Origin of the sequence: Streptomyces alanosinicus (genome assembly GCF_014650595.1) — a bacterium.
GTDB lineage: Bacteria > Actinomycetota > Actinomycetes > Streptomycetales > Streptomycetaceae > Streptomyces > Streptomyces alanosinicus.
In genome coordinates this window covers 208,688-234,528 of the sequence record NZ_BMVG01000003.1, presented here as the reverse complement: position 1 = coordinate 234,528, position 25,841 = coordinate 208,688, and the positions used below count along the sequence as shown (strand labels likewise).

The window sequence follows — 25,841 nt, the reverse complement described above, 5'->3', positions numbered from 1 at the left end:
CACGCCCTAGGTGCGGGTGACCCAGCCCCGTTCGTACGCGTGCCAGCCCAGCTGGAGCCGAGTGGTCACCCCGGCCAGCTCCATCAGCCGCCGTACCCGGCGCTGCACGGTCCGCAGGCCCAGATCGAGCTGTTTGGCCACGCTCGCGTCGGTCAGCCCGGCCAGCAGCAGCGACAGCACCTCCAGATCGGTGGCGTCCGGGCCGTCCGGCTGGGCCTCGGCCACCCCCGCCGGGCCCAGTCGCAGCGGCACCGCCTCCCGCCACACCGACTCGAACAGCCCGGCCAGCAGCTCCAGCAGCCCGCTGGCATGCACCACCAGCGCGGCCGGCTCCGCCGTCCTCGACGTCAGCGGCACCATGGCGAGCGAACGGTCGGCGATCACCAGCTTCGTCGGCACCCGGTCCACCGTCCGCACCCGCTCGTCACGGGCGAGCGCCGCGGCCAGCTCGGTCAGCCCGTGCGGCAGGTCCAGCACCGCACGCTCCACCACCACCCGGTAGCCCACACCGCGCCCGGCCGCCTGTTCCTCCGCCTCGTTCTCCACACCGGACACGACCACCGGATTGCCGGTCACCAGCGCGCACACCTCGTGGGCCGCCCCCAGCTGCAACTGCAGAAAACGCTGGGCGACCGCCGAGGCGCCGGTCACCACCTCCACCAGGTCGTGCACGGCCGGCTCCGCCGCGGCCGCCCGGTACTCCTCCGCGAGCAGCGCCGCCGTCAGCTCCGCCTGCTCCAGCTCGTGCCGCTGCTGGGTGAGCAGCGCGCCCAGTGCCACCCCGGGCGGCGCGGCCACCCAGCGGCCCGGCCGGGCCGGTGACTGGGCGGCGAGCCCGTGCCCCTCCAGCCGGCGCAGCGCCCGCTCGGCGTCCCGTTCGGCCAGCGCCAGGCGCCGCGCCAGATCGGACACGTCGGCGGCGCCCACGGACACCAGCGCCCGGTACGCCGCCTCGTGCGTCTCGTCCAGCCCTATCGCTGCCAGCACCGGCCTCTCGTCCCTCCCTGCGACGGGCCTTCGGTCAGGCCCGGGAACACGCCACCGACAAGCCGCCACGACGGCTGCGGCCTGGCGGGAACCGGCCACGGCGCAAACCCGCCGCGGAACATCATCGCCGTAGCGGAGGTGAGTCTGCCAAGGTGGCAGCACCGCGGGAGGCGCAGGGTGTTTTCGATTCACAGCTGCGTCCCAGGAAACCAAGCCACAATCCGGCCATCCGACCGGTGCCGTATCGAGGCCCGGCCGCCCGGTACGTGGCCCGGGCCCGGACGTGTGCGAACCACGCGAAGGGGATCCGGGGCCGGGTCACTTCGGACGTCGCCGGGCGGTCCTCCCGTGGGGGGTGGGGCCGTCCGGCGACCATCTGCCGCCCTTCGTACGGCTGTTCAGTCCCTCACTCGCCACGCCGTTCGAGGCGACCAGGTGGGCCGGATTTTCCCGATGCCCCGTTTTCCCGCGGCCCGCGCGGTGGACAATGAAGGGCATGAGCCAGCAGGGGGGAAGGCCCGCCCGTCCCGAGGACGACTGGTGGGGACAGCTGTACGACGACTCCACCGAGGACACGGGCGCCACGGCCGCGCACGACACCCTGGACGACCGCTTCGCCTCCGCGAAGCACACGGTGACGCCCGCCCCGATCGCGGGCAGGGGACCCGGCACGGTGGCACGCGGGGACGACACCCCGCGCCGAGCGCGGCCCGACCGGCCCGCCGTACCGCCACAACGCGTCACCGACACCTCGCCCGCCCCGGCCCCGCCCACCCCCGCCGAGCCGCGGGACGCGCCGGCCCCCGTCCCGCCTCCGCACATGCCCGAGGCCACCCGGTCCGACCCCGCCGCGGGCGGTCCCGCGGCCGGCCCGGGTGGTCCGGTGACGTCGGTCGTTCCACCCGTCACACCCGTTTCGCCCTTCGGCGCCGACTATGTCGGGTCCGGGCCGCCCACCTATGATCCCGAGCCGACCGCGTTGCCCGGGGTCGATCCGGAGGGGCTGGGCGAGCTGGTCGCCGACACCGTGCTGGACGGCGCGCGGTACGGGACGTGCACACTGCGGGCCGTGTCGATGCGCGGGGACTCGGCGCGGTACCGGGGCGAGCCGCGCCGGGACTCGCTGCTCACCGCCCGGTTCGGGACGGGGCGGCAGGCGCTGGTGCTCGTCGCGATGGCGACCGGGGTGCGCGGCACGCCGGACGCGCATCTCGCGGCGGCCGAGGCGTGCCGGTGGATCGCACGCGCCGTGGGCCACAGCCAGCACGGGCTCGCGGAGGACATCCGGGCCGCCCGGCGCGGCGAGCTGAAGGCGGGGCTGCACCGGCTGACCGACCGCAGCCTCGGCAAGCTGCGGGCGAGCGCCGTCGAGCAGGGCGTCGATCCCGGGATGTACACGGCGAGCCTGCGCTGTCTGCTGCTGCCCGCCGACCCCGACTGCCGTACCCGCGTGTTCTTCGGTGTCGGCGACGGCGGCCTGTTCCGGTTGCGGGCCGGGGAGTGGCAGGACATCGAGCCGCGGGTCGATTCCGACAACAGCGGCGGCGAGGGTGACCGGTTCACCTTGGACCTCGGCATCCCGACCCCGCCGAGCCCCTACGAGCCCGCTCCACAGCCGCCGAGCGCGCCGTTCCGGTTCCACGCCTCGCCGGCCCGCCCGGGGGACGCGCTGGTGATGTGCAGCGCCGGTCTGGCCGAGCCGCTGCGCGGAGAGGCCGCGCTCTGCGCCTATCTGGCCCGCCGCTGGTCCGGCCGTACCCCGCCCGGCCTCGCCGCGTTCCTCGCCGACACCCAGGTACGGGTGAAGGGTTACGCCGACGACCGTACGGTGGCGGCCGTGTGGGAGGCGTAACCGCCGCCCCTGTGGATTGATGGGACCGAGGACCACGGAGGTCGTCGCGGTAGCCGGGACCATCGAAGGGGCAGACGAGAGAACATGGCCAAACAGAATGTTGCCGAACAGTTCGTCGACATCCTCGTCCGCGCCGGCGTACGCCGTCTGTACGGCGTGGTCGGCGACAGCCTCAACCCGGTCGTGGACGCCGTCCGCCGCAACTCCGCCATCGACTGGATCCATGTACGCCACGAGGAGACCGCCGCCTTCGCGGCCGGCGCCGAGGCCCAGCTCACCGGGAAGCTGACCGCGTGCGCCGGCTCCTGCGGCCCGGGCAATCTGCATCTGATCAACGGTCTGTACGACGCGCACCGCTCCATGGCCCCGGTGCTCGCACTCGCCTCGCACATCCCGTCCAGCGAGATCGGCCTCGGCTACTTCCAGGAGACCCACCCCGACCGGCTGTTCACGGAGTGCAGCCACTACAGCGAGCTGATCTCCCACCCGAAGCAGATGCCCCGGCTGCTGCAGACGGCCATCCAGCACGCGGTCGGACAGAGCGGGGTCAGCGTGGTCGCGCTGCCCGGCGACATCGCCGCCGAACCGGCCCCGGAGAAGGCCGCGCGGAGCGCCCTCGTCACCTCCCGGCCCACCGTCCGGCCCGGCGACGCCGAGATCGACGCGCTCGCCCGGATGATCGACGAGGCCGGACGGGTGACCCTCTTCTGCGGCAGCGGCACGGCGGGCGCGCACGCCGAGGTCATGGAGTTCGCCGGGCGGATCAAGTCCCCGGTGGGGCACGCCCTGCGCGGCAAGGAGTGGATCCAGTACGACAACCCGTACGACGTCGGCATGAGCGGACTGCTCGGCTACGGCGCCGCCTACGAGGCCACCCACGAGTGCGACCTGCTGCTCCTGCTCGGCACCGACTTCCCGTACAACGCCTTCCTGCCCGACGACGTGCGGATCGCCCAGGTCGACGTGCGGCCCGAGGTGCTCGGCCGCCGCTCCCGGCTCGACCTCGCCGTGTGGGGCGATGTGCGCGAGACGCTGCGCTGTCTGATCCCGCGGGTGAGGGAGAAGACCGACCGGCGGTTCCTCGACAGGATGCTGAAGAAACACGCCGACGCGCTGGAGGGCGTGGTCAAGGCCTACACCCGCAAGGTCGACAAACACATCCCGGTCCACCCCGAGTACGTGGCCGCCGTCCTCGACGAACTGGCCGACGACGACGCCGTGTTCACCGTGGACACCGGCATGTGCAATGTGTGGGCCGCGCGGTACATCTCGCCCAACGGGCGCCGCCGGATCATCGGTTCGTTCTCGCACGGCTCGATGGCGAACGCGCTGCCCATGGCGATCGGCGCCCAGTTCACCGACATGCGCCGGCAGGTGGTGTCGATGTCCGGCGACGGTGGCTTCGCCATGCTGATGGGCGACTTCCTGACGCTCGTGCAGTACGACCTCCCCGTCAAGGTCGTCCTGTTCAACAACTCCTCCCTCGGCATGGTCGAGTTGGAGATGCTGGTGGCCGGACTGCCCTCGTACGGCACCACCAACGTCAACCCCGACTTCGCCGCCGTGGCCCGCGCCTGTGGTGCCCACGGGGTGCGGGTGGAGAAGCCCAAGCAGCTCGCCGGGGCCCTCAAGGACGCCTTCAGGCACAAGGGACCGGCGCTGGTGGACATCGTCACCGACCCCAACGCGCTGTCCATCCCGCCGAAGATCAGCGCCGAGATGGTCACCGGATTCGCTCTGTCCGCCTCCAAGATCGTCCTGGACGGCGGCGTCGGCCGGATGCTCCAACTGGCCCGCTCCAACCTGCGCAACGTGCCGCGTCCGTAGGCTCTGTCCGAGCCCTGTCCGCGGGCGCCGTTCATGCAAGGACGCGTACTGGCCCGTAAGGGAGTGGATTTCGGCCACTTTCACGGCGCGTGACGGTGTGCCGACGGCTGGTGCCGGGCGCATCTGCCTTGCCGTTTCGCGGGGTCCGTGGCGCCCAGTGCCCGGTGGGAGGCCGGTGATCCCGGTACGGGATGGATCGCCGGGCGGCCCGGACGCCGTACCGCCGTGGCCGAACCGCCGGTCATCGGGCCTGGGTCATGACTGCCTGTGTGCGGGCTGGGCAAGCATCCCCCGTGAACGTGTTCGACCAGGGGGCAGGGTCCGGCGGCGTGCGGGCGGGGGTCATGAAGAGTCAGGCACGAGGGGGCGGTCCCGCGGTCGCCGAAGGCTCCTCGGCGGCGACGGGGGAGACGGTGGGGGAGTCCACGGGGGAAGTGACCGGCACCATCACGGAACACGCGCACCGGTTCCGGCGCAGACTGGGGCGGGCGGATCTCAGGGCGGTGCCCGAGGCCCGCCGGGAGTTGCGCGAACTGCTGCGGCACTGGGGCAAGCCCGGCCGCTCGGAGATCGCCGAACTGCTCACCAGTGAACTGGTCACCAACGCGCTGGTCCACACCGAGCACGACGCGGTCCTCACGGCCGTCGTGGAGCCGGGCGGACTCCGCGTGGAGGTAAGGGACTTCGTGGCCCGCAGACCGGCGCTGACGGGCCCGGACACCGACGACGACACCCATGGGCGGGGCATGGTGCTGGTGCAGTCCCTCGCGGACGCCTGGGGCGTACGGCCGCACGGGGTGGGCAAGTCGGTGTGGTTCGAACTGGGCGCCGAGGCCGCGTGACGCTCCGCGGGCCTCGCGGGCCCGCACGGTACGGCGGGACAGGGTGCTCTCAGGGTTCGGCGGGACAGGGTGTGCAGGAGGAAGGCCAGGACACGGGTCGGGGCGTGACCCGCGTGGTCACGCCCCGACCCGTCATGAGCGGTGCTCCTAGCCGAACTGCTGCTCCAGATCCTTCAGCTTGCGCTCCAGGGAGTCCAGACGGGGCAGGGCCATGGTGTCGTCCTCGGCGGTGAGGTCGACCGTCGTGTGCTCAGCGGATCCGCTGCGGACCGGCTGCAGGGAGGGACGGGCGCGGACGGGCAGTTGTTCCGCGGTGGATATGGCAGGCTCCGCGGTGACTTCGGCGGAGCCACGTTCCACCGCCTGTACCTCGACCTGCCGGGCGCCACGCCCGACGAACCCGCGATGGCCCCGGCTGATCGCCTTCAACTGAGCCCGCTCCAGGCGGTGCTGCTCACGCCGGCGCTGCCGGGTCTCGTCCTTGGTCCGCTTGTCCTCGCGGACCTCCTCGACGGCCTCGTCCAGGCTGCGCACACCCTCCAGCAGCATCAGCGACCAGGCCTTGTAGGTCTCGCGGGGGGCGCGCAGCCAGCGCACGATGCGGATCTGCGGCAGCGGGCGCGGCACCAGGCCCTGCTCGCGCAGCGCGGCCCGGCGGGTCTGCTTCAGCGCGCGGTCGAACAGGACGGCCGCGGACAGCGACATACCGGAGAAGAACTGCGGGGCGCCCGCGTGGCCGGCTCCCCGGGGCGCGTGCACCCAGTTGAACCAGGCCGCCGCCGCGGCGAACATCCACACGAGGATCCGGGAGCCGAGCGCGGCGTCACCGTGGCTGGCCTCGCGCACCGCGAGGACGGAGCAGAACATCGCCGCGCCGTCCAGGCCGAACGGCACCAGGTACTGCCAGCCGTCGGTCAGCCCCAGGTTCTGCTCGCCGAAGCCGACGAGGCCATGGAAGGAGAGGGCGGCGGCGACCGCCGCACAGCAGAACAGGAGCACATAGGAGGCCGTGCCGTAGATGGCCTCTTTGCGTCTGCGACGCTCCTCGCTGCGCTCCCAGGAGTCATCCGCGCTCGCGTTCTCCCCGGAGGAGCGCTTGCCGCGCGCGAGCACCGCCACCGCTGCCAGCATGCCCAGGAGCAGTACGGCGCCCGGAAGCAGCCAGTTCAGCGATATGTCGGTCAGCTTCATCAGGGGTCCCTTGCATTGGGATAGGGCGTAACGCCCGCCATAGTGGCCCACTCCCGATGGCCCTCAGGGGGTTTCGGGGCAAGAGGCCGCCAATGAAGTGCAAGGGGATGCCCAGGACGGCGTTCTGCTCGAACTGCCGCTTGAGGGGCGGGAGTTGAGTTCGAATAAGACTACCCGGACGGGCGGTTCCGTGGAAACTTCCTGCGACTGGTGGGGAAGGTGTGACGTGCTGTTGCGGGAGCCGTCCGCGCATGGTGGCCGTAGCCGATGATGATCTTAGTGGACCCGGCGGGTCCGGCGGCACCGCCGATCCTTGATCGCGGGCGCCGTGATTAGGCAAGGCTAACCTCGCCCGATCTTCTTGGAGTTTGAACTGTCGCCCCGGGCGCCTATGGTGCTTGACGGACAAGTGACAACTCACCGTTAATGACCCAAGTGCCGACAAGCCGCCAGGAGGACCCGTGAAGCAGAGCACGCAGGGCTCCGCCGGGCCGGGGACCCCGCAGCGCCGTACCGGCGGCGGCCGGGTGCCCGCCCAGGCGCGCGTGGCGGACGTCCTCGACGCCGTCCGTGAGCGGGGCGCCGCCCTGCCCGCCGCGCGGGGCGAGCACACCCACGGTGAGCGGCCGGTTCCCGGTCCGCGATCGGCGGTGCAGCGTTCCTCGGTGCGCGGGCAGATCCTGGACGCGCTGCGTACGGCGCTGGTGACCGGGGAGCTGAAGCCGGGCGAGGTCCACTCCGCGCCGGTGCTCGGCGAACGGTTCGGCGTCTCGGCGACGCCCGTGCGGGAGGCCATGCAGCAGCTCGCCCTGGAGGGCGCGGTCGAGGTCGTGCCCAACCGGGGCTTCCGGGTGGTCGAGCGGGGGGCGCGGGAGTTGGCCGAGCTGGCGGAGGTCCGTGCGCTCATCGAGGTGCCGGTGATGCTGCGGCTCGCCCGGACGGTGCCGGGCGAGCGGTGGGCCGAGCTGCGTCCGCTGGCGGAGGAGACGGTGCGCGCGGCGGCCGACGGCTGCCCGGCGACGTACGCGGAGTGCGACCGGGCCTTCCATCGCGCCCTGCTCGCCCTGTCGGGCAACGACCAGCTGGTCGGGGTCGCCGCCGACCTCCACCGCCGCTCCCAGTGGCCCCCGGTCCGGCACGGCCGGGCGTATCTGGTCGCGGACGCGGCGGAACACATGGCTCTCCTGGACGCGCTGATCGCCGGGGACGTGGATGTGGTGCGGGGGCTGGTGACCGGGCACTTCGCCGGCGTCGGCTGAGGGGCGCTCGGTGGTATGCCCGGGCGGGCCGGGCGCGGCGGCGGGATCATGCGGCCGACGTCAGCCGCAACTCCCGAGGGGCGCGGGGAACCGCGCGACCAGACCCCGCCGGCCCGCACTCGGCAATGAGTCGGCACCCGCCCGCCCCTACGCCGTAGCCACCCCCGGCCCCGGCGGAGTCAGCTGCCGTGCCAGCCACGTCGGGACGCCGCCCAGCAGCCGGAACAACCGCCGCGCCTCCTCCCGCAGCCGCGAAGCCTCCGGCTCGGACTCCGCGTCGGCCAGCGAGGCGAGCGCGGGCGCCGTACCGACCAGATAGCCCAACTCCTCCCGGATGCGCAGCGATTCGGCGAAGCCCTGCCGTGCCTCCGCCAACTCGCCGTCACGCAGCGCCAGTCCGGCGAGGTGGCGCCAGGTGAAGGACAGCAGGAGCGGGTCGGCGTGCGCCGTGGCGCCCGCGTGGGCGCGGCGGTACGCCGCCCGCGCCGCCTGCGGGGAGCGGGTCAGGTTCTCGGCGATCAGCCCCCGGCGGAAGTCCAGCAGGGCCCGGCCCGGCGCCCCCGGAGGGATCAGCGCCGCCGCCCGGCCCAGCGCGGCCCGCGCCTCGTCCGCGCGGTCGCGCACCCCGTGCAGCGTGGCCGTGTAGGCCAGCTGGCCCCGTTCGCAGGCGGCGGCCCCCCGCTCCTCGTCGCCGTGCGCGAGCGCCTCCGCCGTCCGCAGGGCGTCCTCCGCGTCCGCCCAGCCCCGCTCGGTGTACAGGCACCGTTCGACGAGCAGCGCGGCCCGCTGCAGGGCCGTGGCGGGGCTGTCGGGCGGCAGCAGGGCCGCCGCGTCCGCCCAGCAGGCCCGCGAACGCAGCCGCCATACCGCGGTCTGGAGCGGATCGTCACCAGGGGTCGTTCCGTTACCAGACATGGCGGTATGCGCCACGTTGCCCTCCCCGAGCACGCCATCGAGCTGTTGAGTGGTGGCGGCATTCCAGCATCGATCGCCCGGCGGGGCCAAGAGGGTGGGTGAAAGATTTCACAAAGTAGTGGGGCGCCGGCGTGACCGGGTTTGGCCCCTGCGCGCCCCCGCCGGCCTCAGCTCATCCGCAGTGCGAGGAAGAAGTCCAGCTTGTCCTCCAGGCGGGAGAGGTCCCGTCCCGTCAACTGCTCGATCCGGCCCACCCGGTAGCGCAGCGTGTTGACGTGCAGGTGGAGCCGGGTGGCGCAGCGGGTCCAGGAGCCGTCGCAGTCCAGGAAGGCCTCCAGGGTCGGGATCAGCTCGGCCCGGTGCCGGCGGTCGTAGTCCGTCAGCGGGTCCAGCAGCCGGGCCGTGAAGGCGCGGCGGACGTCGTCCGGGACGAAGGGGAGCAGCAGGACGTGCGACGCCAGCTCCTGGTGGCCCGCGGCGCAGACCCGGCCGGGGCGGGCCGCGGCCACCCGGCGGGCGTGCCGGGCCTCCTCCAGGGCGCCGCGCAGGCCCTCGGCCGAGTGCACGGCCGCGCTGACGCCGAGGGTGAGCCGTCCGTCGTCGTTCAAACCCGCCGACAGCGTCTCGCGCACCGACTGCAGTAGAGAATCGGCCAACAATCCCGTCTCCGGGCCGTCGTGCTCGGAGGAGACCGCCGGCAGCGGCACCAGGGCGATCGCCTCGTCGCCGGTGTGCGCCACCGCGATCCGGTCGGACGGCTCCGGACCGGTCGCCGTCGGGTCGACCAGCACTTCCTCCAGGAGCGACTGGGCGACCGGGCCGCCCTCGATCTCGCTGCCGTCCCACTCCACGCGGGCCACCACGACCTGCCAGTGCGGGGCCGCGCCGAGCCCGGGCAGCAGCACCGGGGCCGCGACCCGCAGCCGGGCCGCGATCTCGGCCGGCGCGGCACCGGTCTGGACCAGTTCCAGCACCTCCTGGGCCAGCCGGCGCCGCACGGTGCGCGCCGCGTCCCGGCGGTCCCGTTCGACCGCGATCAGCTGGGTGACGCCCTGCAGCAGGTCGAGGCGCTCCTCGGGCCAGTCGCCGGCGTCCGCGTCGACGGCCAGCAGCCAGTCCGAGAGCACCGACTGGCGCACATCGCGGGCGGCCTGCGGGGAGCGGCCGGAGGAGCGGATCGGGAACAGCGAGTACGTCGTGCCGCCCAGCAGGACCCGGTGCGGGCCGCGTCGGCCGGTGCGGGTGGCCGCCAGGTGCTCGGCGGCGAGCCGGGCGCAGGCCTCCGGGGGCAGCTCCGGGCCCGTGACCTTGGAGCCGGCGATCAGCCGGCCGGTGGGCGAGAGCACCCAGGCGCGCAGGTCCAGGTCGGTGCCGAGCAGGTCCAGGACCACGTCGGGGCCGCCGCCCGCCGGGCCCGAGGTCATCATCCGCCGGTGCCGGTCCACGACGGCCGCCAGATCGCCGGCCCGCTCGCTGGAGACCTGCCGTACGACGTGCTCGGTGATCGTCGCGAAGGCCACCGACTCGTGCACCGCGAACAGCGGCAGCCGGTGCTTGGCGCAGGCGAGCATCAGGTCGTCCGGCACATCGCCGAGCTCCGCCTCGCCGGCCGCGAGCGCCGCCACCCCGGCCTGCACCAGGATCCGGACGAACGGCTCGGAGTCGGCGCCGTCCCGGCGCCAGGCCAGGCCGGTCAGCACCAGCTCGCCCCCGGAGAGGTAGCGGCTCGGGTCGCGCAGGTCGGTTGTCATGACCCCGCGTACCGAGCGGTCCAGCTCGTCTTCGCCGCCGAGCAGCCGCAGGCCCAGCGCATCGGTGTCCAGAAGTGCGCGCAGCCGCATCTCGTCGCCGCCGTTCTTTGTCTCGAAACCTACGATGGATCATGGAGGGTGACGGGATGGGCCCGACACGGGGCCGCACAGGGCGCTCTCCGGAGTCTCCGCACTGTTTCCTGCGTTTCCTCAGGAAAGCGGAGAGGTTACCGATGACCTCCGTTCATACGAATCTACAAGATGCCCGCCGTGGCCAGCCAACTCCTTCATGGTTTCGGTGACTGACCCCTTGGGAGTCGTGGGCGGTGTACTGAGTCCACTCCGCGTTAACAGGACATGAACGAGCCGGGCCCGCCGCACACGGATTGGCTCAATCTGTACGACCCACGAGACGAAGAAGAAGAGAGCCGGTCATGGACTTCCTTCGCCCCGCCAGCTGGGAGGAGGCGCTCGCCGCGAAGGCCGAGCACCCCACCGCTGTGCCGATTGCGGGTGGCACCGATGTGATGGTCGAGATCAACTTCGACCACCGCCGGCCCGAGTACCTGCTCGACCTCAACCGCATCGGCGACCTCACCGAGTGGGAGGTCGGCGAGGAGAGCGTACGGCTGGGGGCCTCCGTCCCGTACACCAGGATCATGGAGAATCTCCGTGCCGAGCTGCCGGGCCTCGCGCTCGCCTCGCACACGGTCGCCTCCCCGCAGATCCGCAACCGCGGCGGCGTCGGCGGCAACCTCGGCACGGCCTCGCCCGCCGGTGACGCGCACCCCGCCCTCCTCGCCGCCGGCGCCGAGGTCGAGGCGGAGTCCGCGGCCCGTGGCACCCGGCTGATCCCGATCGACGAGTTCTACACCGGTGTCAAGCGCAACGCGCTCCAGCCGGACGAGCTGATCCGCGCCGTCCACGTCAAGAAGGCGGACGGGCCGCAGCAGTACTCGAAGGTCGGCACCCGCAACGCCATGGTCATCGCCGTGTGCGCCTTCGGCCTCGCGCTGCACCCCGAGACCCGCACCGTCCGGACCGGCATCGGCTCCGCCGCCCCGACCCCGGTGCGCGCCAAGGCGGCCGAGGAGTTCCTGAACGCGGCGCTCGAAGAGGGCGGCTTCTGGGACAACGGGAAGATCATCACCCCGTCGGTCGCCAAGCAGTTCGCCGACCTGTGCTCGGCCGGCTGCAACCCGATCGACGACGTCCGGGGCACCGCGAGCTACCGCCGCCACGCGGTCGGCGTGATGGCCCGCCGGACGCTCACCTGGACCTGGGAGTCGTACCGCGGCACCCGCCGCACCATCGAGGGAGCTGCGTAATGCGCGTCAACTTCACCGTCAACGGACGCCCGCAGGAAGCCGACGACGTCTGGGAGGGCGAGTCCCTGCTGTACGTCCTGCGTGAGCGCATGGGCCTGCCCGGCTCCAAGAACGCCTGTGAGCAGGGCGAGTGCGGCTCCTGCACCGTCCGCCTGGACGGCGTGCCGGTGTGTTCCTGCCTGGTCGCGGCCGGCCAGGTCGAGGGCCGTGACGTCGTGACCGTCGAGGGCCTCGCCGACTTCGCCCAGCAGCGCTCCGAGAGCGGCTGCGCGACCGGCGCCTGCGGCACGAGCCTGCAGGACGCCCAGCAGTGGCGGGCCAAGGGCACCGACTCGCAGACCGGCGAGGGCACCGAACTCAGCCCGATCCAGCAGGCGTTCATCGACGCGGGCGCCGTCCAGTGCGGCTTCTGCACCCCGGGCCTGCTCGTCGCCTCCGACGAACTCCTGGAGCGCAACCCGAACCCGTCCGACGCGGACATCCGCGAGGCGCTGTCGGGCAACCTGTGCCGCTGCACGGGCTACGAGAAGATCATGGACGCGGTCCGCCTCGCGGCCGCCCGCCAGTCCGAGGGAGTCTGACATGCCGGCCAACGGCGCTCCTACGAAGATCACGCAGGGCTCGCAGACCAAGGGCGGCATCGGCGAGTCGACGCTCCGCCCGGACGGCACCCTCAAGGTCACCGGCGAGTTCGCGTACTCGTCCGACATGTGGCACGAGGACATGCTGTGGGGCCAGATCCTGCGCTCCACCGTCGCGCACGCCGAGATCGTCTCCATCGACATCTCCGAGGCGCTCGCCATGGCGGGTGTGTACGCCGTGCTGACGTACGACGACCTGCCCACGGCCGTGAAGAACTACGGCCTGGAGATCCAGGACACCCCGGTCCTCGCGCACGGCAAGGTACGCCACCACGGCGAGCCGGTCGCGCTCGTCGCCGCCGACCACCCGGAGACGGCCCGCCGCGCCGCCGCCAAGATCAAGGTCGACTACAGGGAACTGCCGGTCATCACCGACGAGGCCTCCGCGACCGCGCCGGACGCGATCCTCGTCCACGAGGGCCGCGACGACCACCACTCGGGTCACGTCCCGCACCCGAACATAGTCCACCGCCAGCCGATCGTCCGCGGCAACGCCGACGAGGCCGCAAAGCGCGCCGATGTGATCGTCAAGGGCGAGTACACCTTCGGCATGCAGGACCAGGCCTTCCTCGGCCCCGAGTCCGGCCTCGCCGTGCCGGAGGAGGACGGCGGCGTCCACCTCTACGTCGCCACCCAGTGGCTGCACTCGGACCTCAAGCAGATCGCCCCCGTCCTCGGCCTGCCCGAGGAGAAGGTGCGGATGACGCTGGCCGGCGTCGGCGGCGCGTTCGGCGGCCGCGAGGACCTGTCGATGCAGATCCACGCCTGCCTGCTCGCCCTGCGCACCGGCAAGCCCGTCAAGATCGTCTACAACCGCTTCGAGTCCTTCTTCGGACACGTCCACCGGCACCCGGCCAAGCTCTACTACGAGCACGGCGCCACCAAGGACGGCAAGCTCACGCACATGAAGTGCAAGATCGTCCTGGACGGCGGCGCCTACGCCTCCGCCTCCCCGGCGGTCGTCGGCAACGCCTCCTCGCTGAGCGTCGGCCCGTACGTCGTCGACGACGTCGACATCGAGGCCATCGCCCTCTACACCAACAACCCGCCCTGCGGCGCCATGCGCGGCTTCGGCGCGGTCCAGGCGTGCTTCGCCTACGAGGCGCAGATGGACAAGCTGGCCAAGCAGCTCGGCATGGACCCGGTGGAGTTCCGGCAGCTCAACGCCATGGAGCAGGGGACCATCATGCCGACCGGGCAGCCGGTCGACTCCCCGGCCCCGGTCGCCGAACTGCTGCGCCGCGTCAAGGCGATGCCGCTGCCGCCCGAGCGCCAGTGGGAGTCCAGCGAGGGCGCCGACGTACGACAGCTGCCCGGCGGTCTGTCCAACACCACGCACGGCGAGAACGTCGTACGCGGTATCGGCATCGCCGTCGGCATCAAGAACGTCGGCTTCTCCGAGGGCTTCGACGACTACTCCACGGCCAAGGTGCGCATGGAGGTCATAGGCGGCGAGCCGGTCGCGACCGTGCACACCGCGATGGCGGAGGTCGGCCAGGGCGGTGTCACCGTCCACGCGCAGATCGCCCGCACGGAGCTGGGCGTCACCCAGGTGACCATCCACCCCGCCGACACCCAGGTGGGCAGCGCCGGTTCGACCTCGGCCTCCCGGCAGACGTACGTCACCGGCGGCGCCGTGAAGAACGCCTGTGAGCTGGTCCGCGAGAAGGTCCTGGAGATCGGCCGCCGCAAGTTCGGCAGCTACCACCCGGCCTGGGCGACCGCCGAACTCCTGCTGGAGGGCGGCAAGGTCGTCACCGACGGCGGCGAGGTCCTCGGCGACCTGGTCGACGTCCTGGAGGACGAGACCGTCGAGATCGAGGCGGAGTGGCGGCACCGGCCGACCGAGGCCTTCGACCTGGTCACCGGCCAGGGCAACGGCCACGTCCAGTACTCCTTCGCCGCGCACCGCGCGGTCGTCGAGGTCGACACCGAACTCGGCCTGGTCAAGGTCATCGAACTGGCCTGCGCCCAGGACGTCGGCAAGGCGCTCAACCCGCTCTCCGTCATCGGCCAGATCCAGGGCGGTACGACCCAGGGCCTGGGCGTGGCGGTGATGGAGGAGATCATCGTCGACCCGAAGACCGCCAAGGTCAGGAACCCCTCCTTCACGGACTACCTGATCCCCACGATTCTCGACACGCCGACCATCCCGGTCGACGTGCTCGAACTCGCCGACGACCACGCCCCGTACGGGCTGCGCGGCATCGGCGAGGCCCCGACCCTGTCGTCCACCCCGGCCGTCCTCGCGGCGATCCGGAACGCGACCGGGCTGGAGCTCAACCGCACTCCGGTACGGCCCGAGCACCTGACGGGAACCGTGTAACAACCCCACAACTCTCCGGGCGGCGCTGGGAACGTCACACACTCCGCCGCGCCGCCCGGAGGATCCCTCTTTGAGTTCCGCACCGCTCGCGGTCCTTGAAGCACCAGGAAACTCGTTCGTCTCGGGCCGTCCCCCGGGTCGTCCATTCCCAAATCCCGTGACCGTCAGGGCGGTTGCACGGGTGCCCCTGTGAACCTTGGGAGATGGCACCATGACCCAGCAGTCAGTGGAGCCCACGAACACCGCCGAAGAAGCGGGCGCGGGTTCGCGTCCGCCGGCCGGCAGGTCGTGGCTCGACCGGTACTTCCACATTTCCGAAAGAGGATCCTCCATCGCGACCGAGGTTCGCGGTGGCGTCACCACCTTCATGGCGATGGCGTACATCCTCCTGCTCAACCCGGTGATCCTCAGCGGCGCGGACAAGTCCGGCGACTCGCTGAGTCAGAAGGCCCTCATCACGGCCACCGCGCTCGGCGCGGCGTTCACCACCCTCCTCATGGGCTGGGTCGGCAAGGTGCCGCTCGCCATGGCCGCCGGACTCTCCGTCTCCGGAGTGCTGGCCGGTCTGGTCATGGGCACCAAGGACCTGACCTGGGCCCAGGGCCTGGCCATGTGTGTCGCCTACGGCGTCGTGATCATGCTACTGGTCGTCACCGGTCTACGCGAAATGATCATGAACGCGATCCCGCTGCCGCTCAAGCACGGCATCACGATCGGCATCGGTCTGTTCATCGCGTTCATCGGGCTGGTCAAGGCCGGGTTCGTACACGCGGGTACGGCGACCCCGGTCACGCTCGGCGACAAGGGCGAACTCGTCGGCTGGCCCGTCCTGCTCTTCGCCGTCACGCTGCTGCTGATCTTCGCGCTGCAGTCCAGGAACGTGCCCGGCGCCATTCTCATCGGCATCGTCACCGGCACCGTCCTCGCGATGATCGTCAACGCGGCGGGCCTCGCCGACGACAAGTCCTGGGCCAACGGCGAGGGCCCCGCACTGCACGGCAGCGCCGTGTCGATGCCGGACTTCTCGCTCATCGGCAAGGTGTCCTTCAGCGGCCTGGGCGGCGTGGGCTACATGACGGTGACCTTCATCGTCTTCACGCTGGTGCTCGCCGGCTTCTTCGACGCCATGGCCACCATCATCGGCATCGGCACGGAGGCCAACCTCGCCGACTCCCAGGGCCGGATGCCCGGCCTCTCCAAGGCGCTGTTCATCGACGGTGCCGGCGGTGCCGTCGGCGGCGTGGTGGGCGGCTCCGGGCAGACCGTGTTCGTCGAGTCCGCGACCGGCGTCGGCGAGGGCGCCCGTACCGGACTGGCCTCGGTCATCACCGGCGGGTTCTTCGCCCTCTGTCTCTTCTTCACGCCGCTCACGGCCATCGTGCCGCGCGAGGTGGCCTCGGCCGCCCTCGTCACCATCGGCGCGATGATGATGATGAACGCCCGTCATGTGGACTGGGGTGACCGCTCCGTCGCCATCCCGGTCTTCCTGACCGTCGTGATCATGCCGTTCACGTACTCGATCACGCCCGGTGTCGCCGCCGGTGTGATCTCCTACGTCGTCATCAAGCTCGCCCAGGGCAAGTGGCGGGAGATCGGCCCCTTCATGTGGGGGCTGACGGTCCTCTTCCTCGTCTACTTCTCCCTGCATCCGCTCCGGGCGGCGCTGGGCGTGCACTGACGCCCGGGTCCCGCCACGCATCCCTTGACCTGATCAGGAGGCCGAACATGCTGGACATCGCCGACGAGTTGAACCGGTGGGTCGAGCAGGGACGTGACTTCGCCGTCGCCACCGTGGTGGCCGTCGGCGGGAGCGCGCCCCGGCAACCGGGCGCCGCGCTCGCCGTCGACAGCGAGGGCACGGCCATCGGTTCGGTCTCCGGCGGATGCGTGGAGGGAGCCGTCTACGAGTTGTGCCGGCAGGCGCTGGAGGACGGCGAGACCGTCCTGGAGCGCTTCGGGTACAGCGACGAGGATGCCTTCGCCGTCGGCCTGACCTGTGGCGGCATCATCGACATCCTCGTCACACCGGTCCGGGCGGACGGTCCCGTCCGGCCGGTGGCCGCGGCCGCGCTGGCCGCCGCCGCCCGTGGGGAGGCGGCGGCGGTCGCGCGGATCGTGGAGGGGCCGGCGGAGCTGCGGGGCCGGGCCCTCCTCGTCCGCCCCGACGGTTCCCGCGACGGCGGTTTCGGCGCCCATCCCGAACTGGACCGCACCGTCGCCGCCGAGGCCGGCGCCTTCCTGGACGCGGGCCGCACCGGCACCCTGGAGATCGGCGAGCAGGGCTCGCGCTGCGGCGCCCCGCTCACGGTCCTGATCGAGTCCTCCGTCCCCGCACCCCGCATGATCGTCTTCGGCGCCATCGACTTCGCCTCCGCGCTGGTCCGCGTCGGCAAGTTCCTCGGCTATCACGTCACGGTGTGCGACGCCCGCCCGGTGTTCGCCACCCGGACCCGCTTCCCCGACGCCGACGAGATCGTCGTCGAGTGGCCGCACAGCTACCTGGAGCGCACCGAGACCGACGGCCGTACCGTCCTGTGCGTCCTCACCCACGACGCCAAGTTCGACGTACCGCTGCTGAAGCTGGCGCTTCGCCTGCCGGTCGCCTACGTCGGCGCGATGGGCTCGCGCCGCACCCACCACGACCGCAACGAACGGCTGCGCGGCGTCGGCGTCACCGAGTTGGAGCTGGCCCGGCTGCGCTCGCCGATCGGCCTCGACCTCGGCGCCCGTACGCCGGAGGAGACCGCCCTGTCCATCGGCGCGGAGATCGTCGCCAACCGGCGCGGCGGCAGCGGGATCGCGCTCACCGGCGCGCACACCCCCATCCACCACGACCCCGCGTCGCGGCAGGCCGCGCGGATCGGCTCGGTGGCCTAGCCTGTCCGGCGGATCAGGCCGCGGGAAAGTGACGGTGCCTCATCGGCGCAGGTGAGCGGGGGGCTGGTGCGTCCAGATGGGCGTGCCGGCCCCCGCGTCCGCGACAGGATCCGCCGGACAGGTCCTGAAGCGGCCTGGCCGAGAAAACCGTTTGCCGGGCGGTACGGACCCCGTGCTTGCATGCACGCATGGTGTCCACCGACCGGCTGGCGGCCTTCGCCGCCCTGTCCTTCCTGCTGATCGTGATCCCCGGCCCGAGCGTGCTCTTCGTGGTCGGACGGGCGCTGGCCCACGGCCGGCGCGTCGCGCTCACCACCGTCGTCGGGAACACGATCGGCGCCTATGCGCTGGTCGCCGCCGTGGCGCTCGGCGTCGGCTCGATCGTGGAGCGCTCGGTCCTCGTCTTCACCGTGCTGAAGCTCGCGGGCGCCGCCTACCTGGTGTACCTCGGCGTCAAGGCGTGGCGGCGGCGCGGCTCGCTGCGGGCGGCGTTCCGGCGGACGGAGAGCGGCGGGCCGCGCCAGGGCGCGCTGCGCACCCTGGGGGAGGGCTTCGCGGTCGGCGTGGCCAATCCGAAGACGATGGTGTTCTTCGCCGCCGTGCTGCCCCAGTTCGTGGACCGCGCGCACGGGCACGTCCCCGCGCAGATGCTGCTGCTCGGCCTGGTCTTCAACGCCATCGCGCTCGCCTCGGACAGCGTCTGGGGGCTGCTCGCCTCCGGTGCCCGCGGCTGGTTCGCGCGCTCGCCCCGGCGGCTGTCCGCCGTCGGGGGGATCGGCGGGCTGACCATGATCGGGCTGGGGGTGACGGTCGCGGTCACGGGGCGTACGGACTGAGCGGTCCACGACCCTCAGGGCGCCTGCGCCCCCCGCAGCAGACGGTTCACGGCCCGACCGAACACGGCACGCGCCGTACGCTCCACCAGCGCGTCGAGAGCCGTGGGCACGAACCGCACCCGCAGCTCCTCCCGCCACTGCACCCGGCTGCGGCCCCCGGGCCCCGGCCCCACCTCGATCTCCGCCCAGCCGAGGACCACCCGGCCGCGTTTCTCCAGGCGGCACAGGCCCGGCTCGTCGGTGGTGGGCGGGCGCCAGCGCGTCACCTCCATGGTGTCGTCGAAGGCGAGCGGACCGATGCCGGAGCGGGCCACGAAGCGCGTACCCACCCGGGTCGGCCCCGGCGTGAGCACCCTGATCCGGGTCAGCGGGACCATATCGGCGTGGCGGGGCCACTCGGTGAGCCGGCACCACGCCTCGTCGAGGGGGAGCGGGGCCGTACGGGTGAAGGAGAAGGTCGGCACGGCATGATCGTAGGCAATGCACGCCGCCGCGCCGGGGGTTCGGCCCGGACCGGGTCCCTCGGGGCGTGTCAGGGCCGGTACACCTTGCCCGGTTCCGCCTTGCCGGGCGCCAGCAGCTGGGGCACCGTCACGAAGACGTACCCGCGTTCCTTCAGCGCGTCGATGATGCCGGGTACGGCCGGCACGGTGCCGGCATAGATGTCGTGCAGCAGGATGATCCCGTCCCGGGAGGCCTGCTCCAGGACGCGCTTCTTGATCAGCGCCGAGTCGTTCGTGGTGTAGTCCTTGGCGGTCACGCTCCACAGCACCTCCGCCATGCCCAGCTCCTTGGCGATCTTGTGCACATTGGAGTCCGTACGGCCCTGCGGCGGGCGCATCAGCGTGGGCTGGTGCCCGATGAGCCGCTCGATCGCGTCGTTCGGGCGCTTCAGCTCCTCGCGCACCTGGGCGTCCGATATCTGCGTGAGGATCTTGTGGTCCCAGGTGTGGCTGGCCACCTCGTGGCCCTCCGCGGCCATCCGCTTGACCAGCTGCGGGTACTTCTCTATGTGGTTCTTGCCGAGCAGGAAGAAGGTGGCCGGGACCTTCTTCTGCTTGAGGATGTCCAGCAGCCGGGGAGAGTTCTCGCTGGGCCCCGCGTCGAAGGTGAGCGCGATGCACTTCGCCTTGCGGCAGTCGACGGTCCCGAACTTCGCCGGTGCCCCGTGCGCCGCCTCGGTCCGCGCGGTGCTCGGGGCGGTCGTGTCGACCTGGGCGCAGCCGGACAGGGTGAGCGCCAGCCCGAGCGCGGCCGACGCGAGCGCGGCCGGACGCAACCTTCGGGCGGTTCTGCGCATCTTCCTGGTGGCATGGGCCGTTCCGGTGGTCGGCTGCGGCATCGGGATCTTGCCGGTCGAGTAAGACATGCGGCGACTATACACTCAGTGTATAGATCATTTGTTCGCCCCTGTGCGGCCCTCTTTGTCCGTCCCTTTTGCCCGTCTCTCTGCCGGTTCACCACCGGGAACGCCGAAGCGGGAGCACCATGGAGGGAGGGGTTCCGCGGAGGAGGTCAGCCATGCGCTTCCGGGACCGTGCCGAAGCCGGGCGAGAACTCGCCGGACTGCTGAGCGAGCTGCGCGATCAGGGCGCCCTCGTCGATCCCCTCGTGCTCGCCCTGCCGCGCGGCGGCATCGCCGTCGCCGAGCCGGTCGCCCGAGCGCTCGGCGCCCCGCTCGACGTACTCGTCGTCCGCAAGATCGGTGCCCCGCACCACCAGGAGTTCGCCGTCGGCGCGCTCGTCGCGGACGACCCGCCCCTCTTCGACGCGCACTCCCTCGGCCTGCTCGGTCTGACCGAGGAGTCCCTCGCCCCGGCGGTCGAGCGCGAGCGGCGGGAACTGCGCCGCCGCGAGCAGCGCTACCGCGGCGACCGCCCCACCCCGGATCCGGCGGGCCGTACGGTGATCGTCGTCGACGACGGCCTCGCCACCGGAGCGACGGCCCGCGCGGCGCTGCGGCATGTGCGGCGCCGCGGGCCGGCACACCTGGTCCTGGCCGTTCCTGTCGGTGCCCCCGACTCCCTGGACCTGCTCGTCGGTGAGGCCGACAGGATCGTGTGCCCGTATCGGCCGGTCGGCTTCAGTGCGGTGGGGCAGTGGTACGAGGATTTCGAGCAGCTCACCGATGCGGAGGTGCTGGCCGCACTGGAGCGGAGGGGGTTGCATCGGGCTTGATGGTGAGTGCGGTTGGGCGCCGTGGGGGCCTTGTGGGTTGCCGGGTGCGGGTGGGTTGTGGCTGGGCGCGCAGTTCCTCGCGCCCCTTGGGTGGGTTCTGTGGGGCGGAGTCAGTTCGTGGGGGTGGTCCACGGGATGGTCAGGGTGTGGGCCTGGGTGCGGCCGGCCTCGGCGGCCGGGATGCGGGTGGCCGGGTCCAGGGGGTTGTCGCCGATGGCCGTCGCCGACGCCTCGTCGGGGGCGATGACCACCACCTGTGCGCCCTGGGCGCGCAGTTCCCCGACGGTCCGCTCCAGCGGCTGCTCGCTGGGGAAGGGCTCGGTGATGCCCAGCGGCACGATCACCAGGACCCGGTCCGCGCCGGTGGCGAGGTCGACGTTGGCGATGGAGCGCACCCCGCCGTCGACGTACCGGCGCTCGCCGATGGTCACCGGCGGCCACACGCCCGGCACGGCGCAGCTCGCCGCGACGGCGTCCACCAGGGGGACACCCGAGGCGCGTTCGAAGACGACCGGCTCGCCGCTCTCCGCGTCCACCGCGACGACCTTCAGTGCGCGCTCCGGCCAGCCGTGCGCCGGCAGCCGTGACTCGATCACCGCGCGGCGCGCCTCCTCGGACACGGTCCGCGAGCCGAGCGCGACCCGCCCGACCTCGCGGCGCACCTCCGCCACGGAGGCCGCGGAGCCGATGACGGCGCCGATCTCCGCCGCGAACTTCTCCAGGTCCATCTCGGCCATGATCTCGGCGGCCTGCAGCGCGGGGTCCACCTGCCGGGCGTACAGCTCCTCCAGCCCCAGCCCGCTGCCCAGTTGGGCGGCCACGGCGGACCCGGCGGAGGTCCCCACGAGCAGATCGGCCCCGCTGACGTCCTGCCCGGCATCCGCGAGCCCCGCCAGCAGCCCGGTCATCCAGGCGATCCCGCCCACTCCGCCGCCACCCAGCACCAATGCCTCGGTCATCGCATCCTCCTCGACAGTCGACGATCACCATGAATGACGCCGGCCGCGGCGCGATCATTCCCGCCCGCATTCCCCGCCGTATTCCCGCCCGTGCGCGGTCGCTTCGGGACTCTGGCCGGTGCCCGGCGCGCATGGAACACTGGCACATGCGAACGTCGCCGTGCCATGCGGCACCCGTGCGCACCCGGCGGCCCAAGGAGGCGTGCGTGTCCACGGTCCCCGACCAACGCTCCGAGGCCGCCGACCGGTTGGGGCCGGAGGCGGCTCAAGCGCTGTACGAATGGGCGGAGTTGAACGACCGGAAGGTGCGCCTGTTCCGGCCGTCCTGGCTGCCGCCGGGCAAGGGGTACACCGGAGCCGTGCTGGCGGCGCTGGAGGTGGCGCCACCGCCGAGGATCGTCATCCTGAAGGTGCTGCCCGAGGGACCGCACCGGACCGAACCCGCCCGGCACAGCAGGGCGTTACGGGAATCGCCGCGCACGTTCGCGCAGGAGCATCTCGTCGAGCAGGCCTTCGAGCCCTGTCCGCTACGGGGCGGGGGCGCCCTGATGTTCCAGGCCGTGGCCGGCGACGGACTGCGCGACGCCCGGCCGCTCGGCGCCCTGGAGGGCGAGGAGTTCACCCGTACCTGCGCACACGTGGTGCGCGGACTGCTCACCGAGTGGAACACGGCGCGGACGCTGCCGCGGCGGATGCCGGCCTCCGCCTACGTGCGCGGGGAGGTGGACCCCGAGGGAGGCGGACTGCGCTCACTGGAGCCATGGCGGCGCGGCGCAGGGCTGGCGGGCTCCTCCCAGCCCTGGTTCGACGCCGGGGACCGCCTGCTGCCCAATCCCTATCTGCTGCTCTCGGGCGGGCACCCGGAGCTGGCCGACCCCGAGGTACCGGTCCTCACCGGACTCACCCACGGGGACCTGCACGTGGACAACGTCATCGTCCCGGTGCGCCGAGGCGCCCCGCAGGAAGCGGCGTACCGGCTGATCGATCTCGGCACCTTCCGTACCGACGGCGCGCTGACCTGCGACATCGCCATGCTGCTGCTGTCGGCGCTCGCGCCGTTCGTTTCGGGGGCCTTGCCGGCCCGGCAGGAGCAGGCGCTGCGCGACCACATCGTCGCCCCGCGCCCGGAGCACACCGACCGGCTGCCCGCCGAGCTGGTGCGCCGCGTCGACTGCGTACGGGACACCGCCGACGGCCTGATGGCCGGGTGGCGGGAACCGTGGGCGGACCAGTTCCTGCTGTCCCTCGTCGCCGGCGCCCTGAGGTACACGACGTTCACCGGTCTCGGCGACCGCGCCCGCGGCTGGTACCTGCTGCTGGCCGCCCAGGCCTGCGCAGCCGTCCTGGAGGCGCACACCGGCGCCCCGCCCGCGCCCCACCGCCCGGGCCCACGCCCGCACGAGCCCTCCCCGCAGCCGTACGAGCCGTCGCCGCCCGACCCGGTGAGCCCGCCGGATCCCGCCCCGGCCGCCCGCCCGGCCACCTGTCCGGACCCGCGGGAAGCGCTGGTGGAGGCCCTCGAAGCGCTGCCCGCCATGAACGACAAGGACGCCCGCGAAGCCCTGCTGCGCGGTCTGCCGAGGACCCTGCGGACGAGCATCCCGAGGTCCAGCATTCTGCGGGTGGAAGTCCTCGGGCTGGTCGACACCTGCCTCACGTTCCCCGACGGGCTGCGCGAACTCCGCGAGGCGATACGGACGGTGGACACCGGCACCAGGGAACGCGGAGTGGTTTTCGGCCTTCTGGAGGCAATGCCCGAGTTCGGCCCCTGACGGACAATGGACGGCGCGAGGGCCGATTTCCCGACTCGGGGTTTCCGGACAAGGGTCGCGGGGACATCATGAAATGACAGGGGAAAGGGCCGAACGCCGGGGGACGGGGAGGGCCGCAGAGGATGGACCAGGCTGGGGCGATCATCGAGTCGGAACTGCCCGATCTCTCACACCTCGCGCTGGAGGACGTACCGGCCTGCCGGAGGGGCCGCGAGTGGCAGCGGGCGGAGCGACGGCTGCTGACGGAGTCCGGCAACCCCGCCGTCTTCGCCGGTGATCCCAAGAGCAGTTTCACGGTGTGATGTCGAGGCCCCGACGGCGACCACGGAGGCTCATCGGTGGGTGGCTCCTCTCTGTCCCCGGGGTGGTCGGCACCAGGACTCCCGCGACACGGGCTTCCTCCCAGGCACTTCGACCTCCTGGCCGGGGGCGGGGCCGGACGCGCGGTCGTCGCCCATCTGTGGGACTCCGAGCGCAGCCACCGGCTGGTGCTGCTGGGCCTGCTCATCGGCACCGCGAGCAGGCGCCCTGACGCGACGGGACCCCTGTCGGGCATCGAGGCGGCCTGGGATCTGCTCATCGCCGCCGAACGGCAGAGCGCCGCGATAGCCGACGACATCCTCCTGCTGCCCGAGACGGGACACTGGCTGCGTCACTGCCTCGGGCGATTACAGAGCCCCGGCTCCGGGCGGGAGCCGGGTGACCCTCCGCTCTGGGCGGACGTGGGCCATCTGCATCTGCTGGCCGCCGTGGCCGCGATGCGCACCGGGCTCCCGTTCCGGCTGACGGTGCCCGTCCGGGCCGGACGGGTCTGGTTCCCCACGCTCGGCTGCGCCGTGCTGCCGACGCAGGCCGGGGTGTGGCGCACGGCCGAGGCGGCCTTCACGTCCCCGACGCTCACCGTGACACCGAGCGGTACGGCGTCCGCCGGCCACGACCCCGTACGCATCGAGCGCCCCTTCGCGGAGCCCTCCTCGCACTGGCAGATCCCGCATGTGCTGTCCCTGGACCTGCCGGACGGGCCCCGCCGGGTCATGCTCCACGAGCTGGGCCCCTACCGCATGCGGGGGCGCGCGTGGGACGACCCGGACCGGGCCGGCGGCCCCGCCGCGGCACCGGCGGTGCACCGCTGGACCGACCTCCTCCAGCGGGCCTGGCCGCTGCTCGCCCGGGTGGATCCGAGCGGCGCCGAGGACGTCACCGCGTGTCTGCGGTCCATCGAACCGCTGCCCGCGGCACGGCCGTTCCGCTGGCACAGCGCCACGATGGAGGACGGCATGGGCGGCATGGCGGCGTCCGAGCCGTCCGGGACCGAACCCGCCGCCGCGGCCCAGTTCGCCGCCGTGCTCACACACGAGGCGCAGCACAGCAAGCTCAGCGCCCTGCTGCACATGTACTCCCTGCACACGCCCGATGTGACACGGCGCTTCCAGGTCCCCTGGCGCGACGACCCGCGCCCCCTGCGGGGCGTGCTCCACGGGGTGTACGCCTTCACGGGAGTGGCCCGGTTCTGGCGCGGCCACCTCCTCAACGGATGCCCGCAGGACGAGGAACCCCTGGCGGCCTTCGAGTTCGCGCTGCGCCGCCGCCAACTGCTGTGCGTACTGCCGTCGTTGGAGCAGGAGCCGGAACTGACCGCCCTGGGGCGCAGACTGGTCGGCCGGCTGCTGGAGACCGTAGAGGAGTGGCAGGAGGAGCCGGTGCTGCCGGAGCCACTCGCCTGGGCGGAACTGGCCGTCGACGACCACGGGCTGAGCTGGCGCTCCCACCATCTGGTGCCCGATCCGGACCTGGTGGCCGACCTGGTGCAGGAGTGGGGCGACGGGCGAGCCGACGCGGCGACGCCCGAAGGGGCCTGGCGCTATCCGCGCCCACGCCTGGTGCCGGACCTGGCAGTACGTCATCTGGACGCCCGCGCCGTGCTCATGCGGATGCGGCTGGCGCCGGCCACCGCCGCACTGGTTCGGGACGCGGACGACCTGGGCGACCTCGTGCTGGGGGCGAGACCGGCGGACGTCGAGTTGCTCGACGGCCGGCCGGCCGCCGCACAGCGGCTGTACGCCGCCGAGATCAGGGCCCACAGCGACGCCGGCCCGGCTCCGGGCACCGTCTGGGCCGGGCTGGCGTGGACGCTGCGAGGGTGCCGGGACCACGAAGCGGCGGCCCGTGCCCTCGCCGTCTGCCCGGAACTGGTCCGGCACGTCTACGCGTCCGTCAACCTCAAGAGCGCCAACGCGCCGGACCCCGTCGCCGTGGCCGGATGGCTCGGCCGCACGGTGGCCGTGCCCCGATGACGGCCC

General features: G+C 72.5%; 21 protein-coding genes. 14 read left to right on the top strand and 7 right to left on the bottom strand.

All coding sequences use genetic code 11. The features are described 5' to 3' along the window. Window positions 1-6: 6 nt before the first annotated feature. The gene (locus IE277_RS09640) at window positions 7-987 is read right to left on the bottom strand and encodes a helix-turn-helix transcriptional regulator (RefSeq protein WP_189950534.1); all 981 of its coding nucleotides are present in this window, start codon (window positions 985-987) and stop codon (window positions 7-9) included. 496 nt (window positions 988-1,483) lie between these two features. Between IE277_RS09640 and IE277_RS09635 the strand changes: the two genes are divergently transcribed. From IE277_RS09635 to IE277_RS09625, 3 genes are all read left to right on the top strand, one after another. Further along, window positions 1,484-2,839 carry a protein phosphatase 2C domain-containing protein gene (locus IE277_RS09635; RefSeq protein WP_189950532.1) on the top strand — a complete coding sequence of 452 codons (1,356 nt, stop codon included), beginning with the start codon at window positions 1,484-1,486 and terminating at the stop codon, window positions 2,837-2,839. 84 nt (window positions 2,840-2,923) lie between these two features. After that, window positions 2,924-4,666: a pyruvate dehydrogenase gene (locus IE277_RS09630; RefSeq protein WP_189950530.1), complete on the top strand. Its 1,743-nt coding sequence runs from the start codon at window positions 2,924-2,926 to the stop codon at window positions 4,664-4,666. Between the two features lie 344 nt (window positions 4,667-5,010). Further along, the gene (locus IE277_RS09625) at window positions 5,011-5,508 is read left to right on the top strand and encodes an ATP-binding protein (RefSeq protein ID WP_189950528.1); all 498 of its coding nucleotides are present in this window, start codon (window positions 5,011-5,013) and stop codon (window positions 5,506-5,508) included. A gap of 147 nt (window positions 5,509-5,655) precedes the next feature. Here the strand turns inward: IE277_RS09625 and IE277_RS09620 are convergent, their stop codons facing one another. Beyond that, window positions 5,656-6,699: a DUF2637 domain-containing protein gene (locus tag IE277_RS09620; RefSeq protein WP_189950525.1), complete on the bottom strand. Its 1,044-nt coding sequence runs from the start codon at window positions 6,697-6,699 to the stop codon at window positions 5,656-5,658. 461 nt (window positions 6,700-7,160) lie between these two features. On the opposite strand from IE277_RS09620, the gene IE277_RS09615 reads away from it, so the two are divergent. After that, window positions 7,161-7,958: a GntR family transcriptional regulator gene (locus tag IE277_RS09615; protein WP_189950523.1), complete on the top strand. Its 798-nt coding sequence runs from the start codon at window positions 7,161-7,163 to the stop codon at window positions 7,956-7,958. 147 nt (window positions 7,959-8,105) lie between these two features. On the opposite strand, the gene IE277_RS09610 is transcribed toward IE277_RS09615, so the two are convergent. Beyond that, window positions 8,106-8,873: a hypothetical protein gene (locus tag IE277_RS09610; protein ID WP_189950521.1), complete on the bottom strand. Its 768-nt coding sequence runs from the start codon at window positions 8,871-8,873 to the stop codon at window positions 8,106-8,108. Window positions 8,874-9,040: 167 nt separating this feature from the next. Further along, window positions 9,041-10,714, bottom strand: a complete 1,674-nt coding sequence (locus IE277_RS09605; protein ID WP_189950520.1) for a PucR family transcriptional regulator — start codon at window positions 10,712-10,714, stop codon at window positions 9,041-9,043. 344 nt (window positions 10,715-11,058) lie between these two features. On the opposite strand from IE277_RS09605, the gene IE277_RS09600 reads away from it, so the two are divergent. The 6 genes from IE277_RS09600 (at window position 11,059) to IE277_RS09575 (ending at window position 18,632) form a co-directional block, all read left to right on the top strand. Next, window positions 11,059-11,952, top strand: coding sequence for an FAD binding domain-containing protein (locus IE277_RS09600; protein WP_189950518.1), 894 nt, complete (start codon window positions 11,059-11,061; stop codon window positions 11,950-11,952). After that, window positions 11,952-12,533, top strand: coding sequence for a (2Fe-2S)-binding protein (locus IE277_RS09595; protein ID WP_189950516.1), 582 nt, complete (start codon window positions 11,952-11,954; stop codon window positions 12,531-12,533). The genes IE277_RS09600 and IE277_RS09595 overlap by 1 nt, the downstream gene beginning before the upstream one ends. A 1-nt stretch (window position 12,534) precedes the next feature. Next, window positions 12,535-14,919 carry a xanthine dehydrogenase family protein molybdopterin-binding subunit gene (locus tag IE277_RS09590; protein ID WP_189950514.1) on the top strand — a complete coding sequence of 795 codons (2,385 nt, stop codon included), beginning with the start codon at window positions 12,535-12,537 and terminating at the stop codon, window positions 14,917-14,919. A 211-nt stretch (window positions 14,920-15,130) separates the two neighbouring features. Then, on the top strand, window positions 15,131-16,597 hold the full coding sequence (locus IE277_RS09585; RefSeq protein WP_189950512.1) for an NCS2 family permease: 1,467 nt from the start codon (window positions 15,131-15,133) through the stop codon (window positions 16,595-16,597). 47 nt (window positions 16,598-16,644) lie between these two features. Further along, window positions 16,645-17,796: an XdhC family protein gene (locus tag IE277_RS09580; protein ID WP_189950511.1), complete on the top strand. Its 1,152-nt coding sequence runs from the start codon at window positions 16,645-16,647 to the stop codon at window positions 17,794-17,796. 188 nt (window positions 17,797-17,984) lie between these two features. Beyond that, window positions 17,985-18,632: a LysE family translocator gene (locus IE277_RS09575; RefSeq protein ID WP_189950509.1), complete on the top strand. Its 648-nt coding sequence runs from the start codon at window positions 17,985-17,987 to the stop codon at window positions 18,630-18,632. A gap of 14 nt (window positions 18,633-18,646) precedes the next feature. On the opposite strand, the gene IE277_RS09570 is transcribed toward IE277_RS09575, so the two are convergent. Together IE277_RS09570 and IE277_RS09565 are read right to left on the bottom strand one after the other, a co-directional pair. Beyond that, a complete protein-coding gene (locus IE277_RS09570; protein WP_189950507.1) occupies window positions 18,647-19,096 on the bottom strand; it encodes an SRPBCC family protein in 450 nt (149 codons plus the stop codon). A gap of 68 nt (window positions 19,097-19,164) precedes the next feature. Then, window positions 19,165-19,932 carry a polysaccharide deacetylase family protein gene (locus IE277_RS09565; protein ID WP_189950946.1) on the bottom strand — a complete coding sequence of 256 codons (768 nt, stop codon included), beginning with the start codon at window positions 19,930-19,932 and terminating at the stop codon, window positions 19,165-19,167. 221 nt (window positions 19,933-20,153) lie between these two features. On the opposite strand from IE277_RS09565, the gene IE277_RS09560 reads away from it, so the two are divergent. Continuing rightward, window positions 20,154-20,810: a phosphoribosyltransferase gene (locus IE277_RS09560; RefSeq protein ID WP_189950505.1), complete on the top strand. Its 657-nt coding sequence runs from the start codon at window positions 20,154-20,156 to the stop codon at window positions 20,808-20,810. A gap of 110 nt (window positions 20,811-20,920) precedes the next feature. Here IE277_RS09560 and IE277_RS09555 read toward each other — a convergent pair whose 3' ends face one another. Beyond that, window positions 20,921-21,769: a patatin-like phospholipase family protein gene (locus tag IE277_RS09555; RefSeq protein ID WP_189950504.1), complete on the bottom strand. Its 849-nt coding sequence runs from the start codon at window positions 21,767-21,769 to the stop codon at window positions 20,921-20,923. Between the two features lie 206 nt (window positions 21,770-21,975). Here IE277_RS09555 and IE277_RS09550 point away from each other — a divergent pair, with 206 nt between their 5' ends. The 3 genes from IE277_RS09550 to IE277_RS09540 all read left to right on the top strand — a co-directional run bounded on the left by IE277_RS09550 (window position 21,976) and on the right by IE277_RS09540 (window position 25,835). After that, the gene (locus IE277_RS09550; RefSeq protein ID WP_189950502.1) at window positions 21,976-23,541 is read left to right on the top strand and encodes an effector-associated domain 2-containing protein; all 1,566 of its coding nucleotides are present in this window, start codon (window positions 21,976-21,978) and stop codon (window positions 23,539-23,541) included. A 122-nt stretch (window positions 23,542-23,663) separates the two neighbouring features. Next, window positions 23,664-23,843, top strand: a complete 180-nt coding sequence (locus tag IE277_RS09545) for a hypothetical protein (protein WP_189950500.1) — start codon at window positions 23,664-23,666, stop codon at window positions 23,841-23,843. 36 nt (window positions 23,844-23,879) lie between these two features. Then, window positions 23,880-25,835 (top strand): HEXXH motif domain-containing protein, encoded by a 1,956-nt coding sequence (locus IE277_RS09540; RefSeq protein ID WP_189950499.1) that lies wholly within the window; start codon window positions 23,880-23,882, stop codon window positions 25,833-25,835. The last annotated feature ends 6 nt before the right edge of the window (window positions 25,836-25,841 follow it).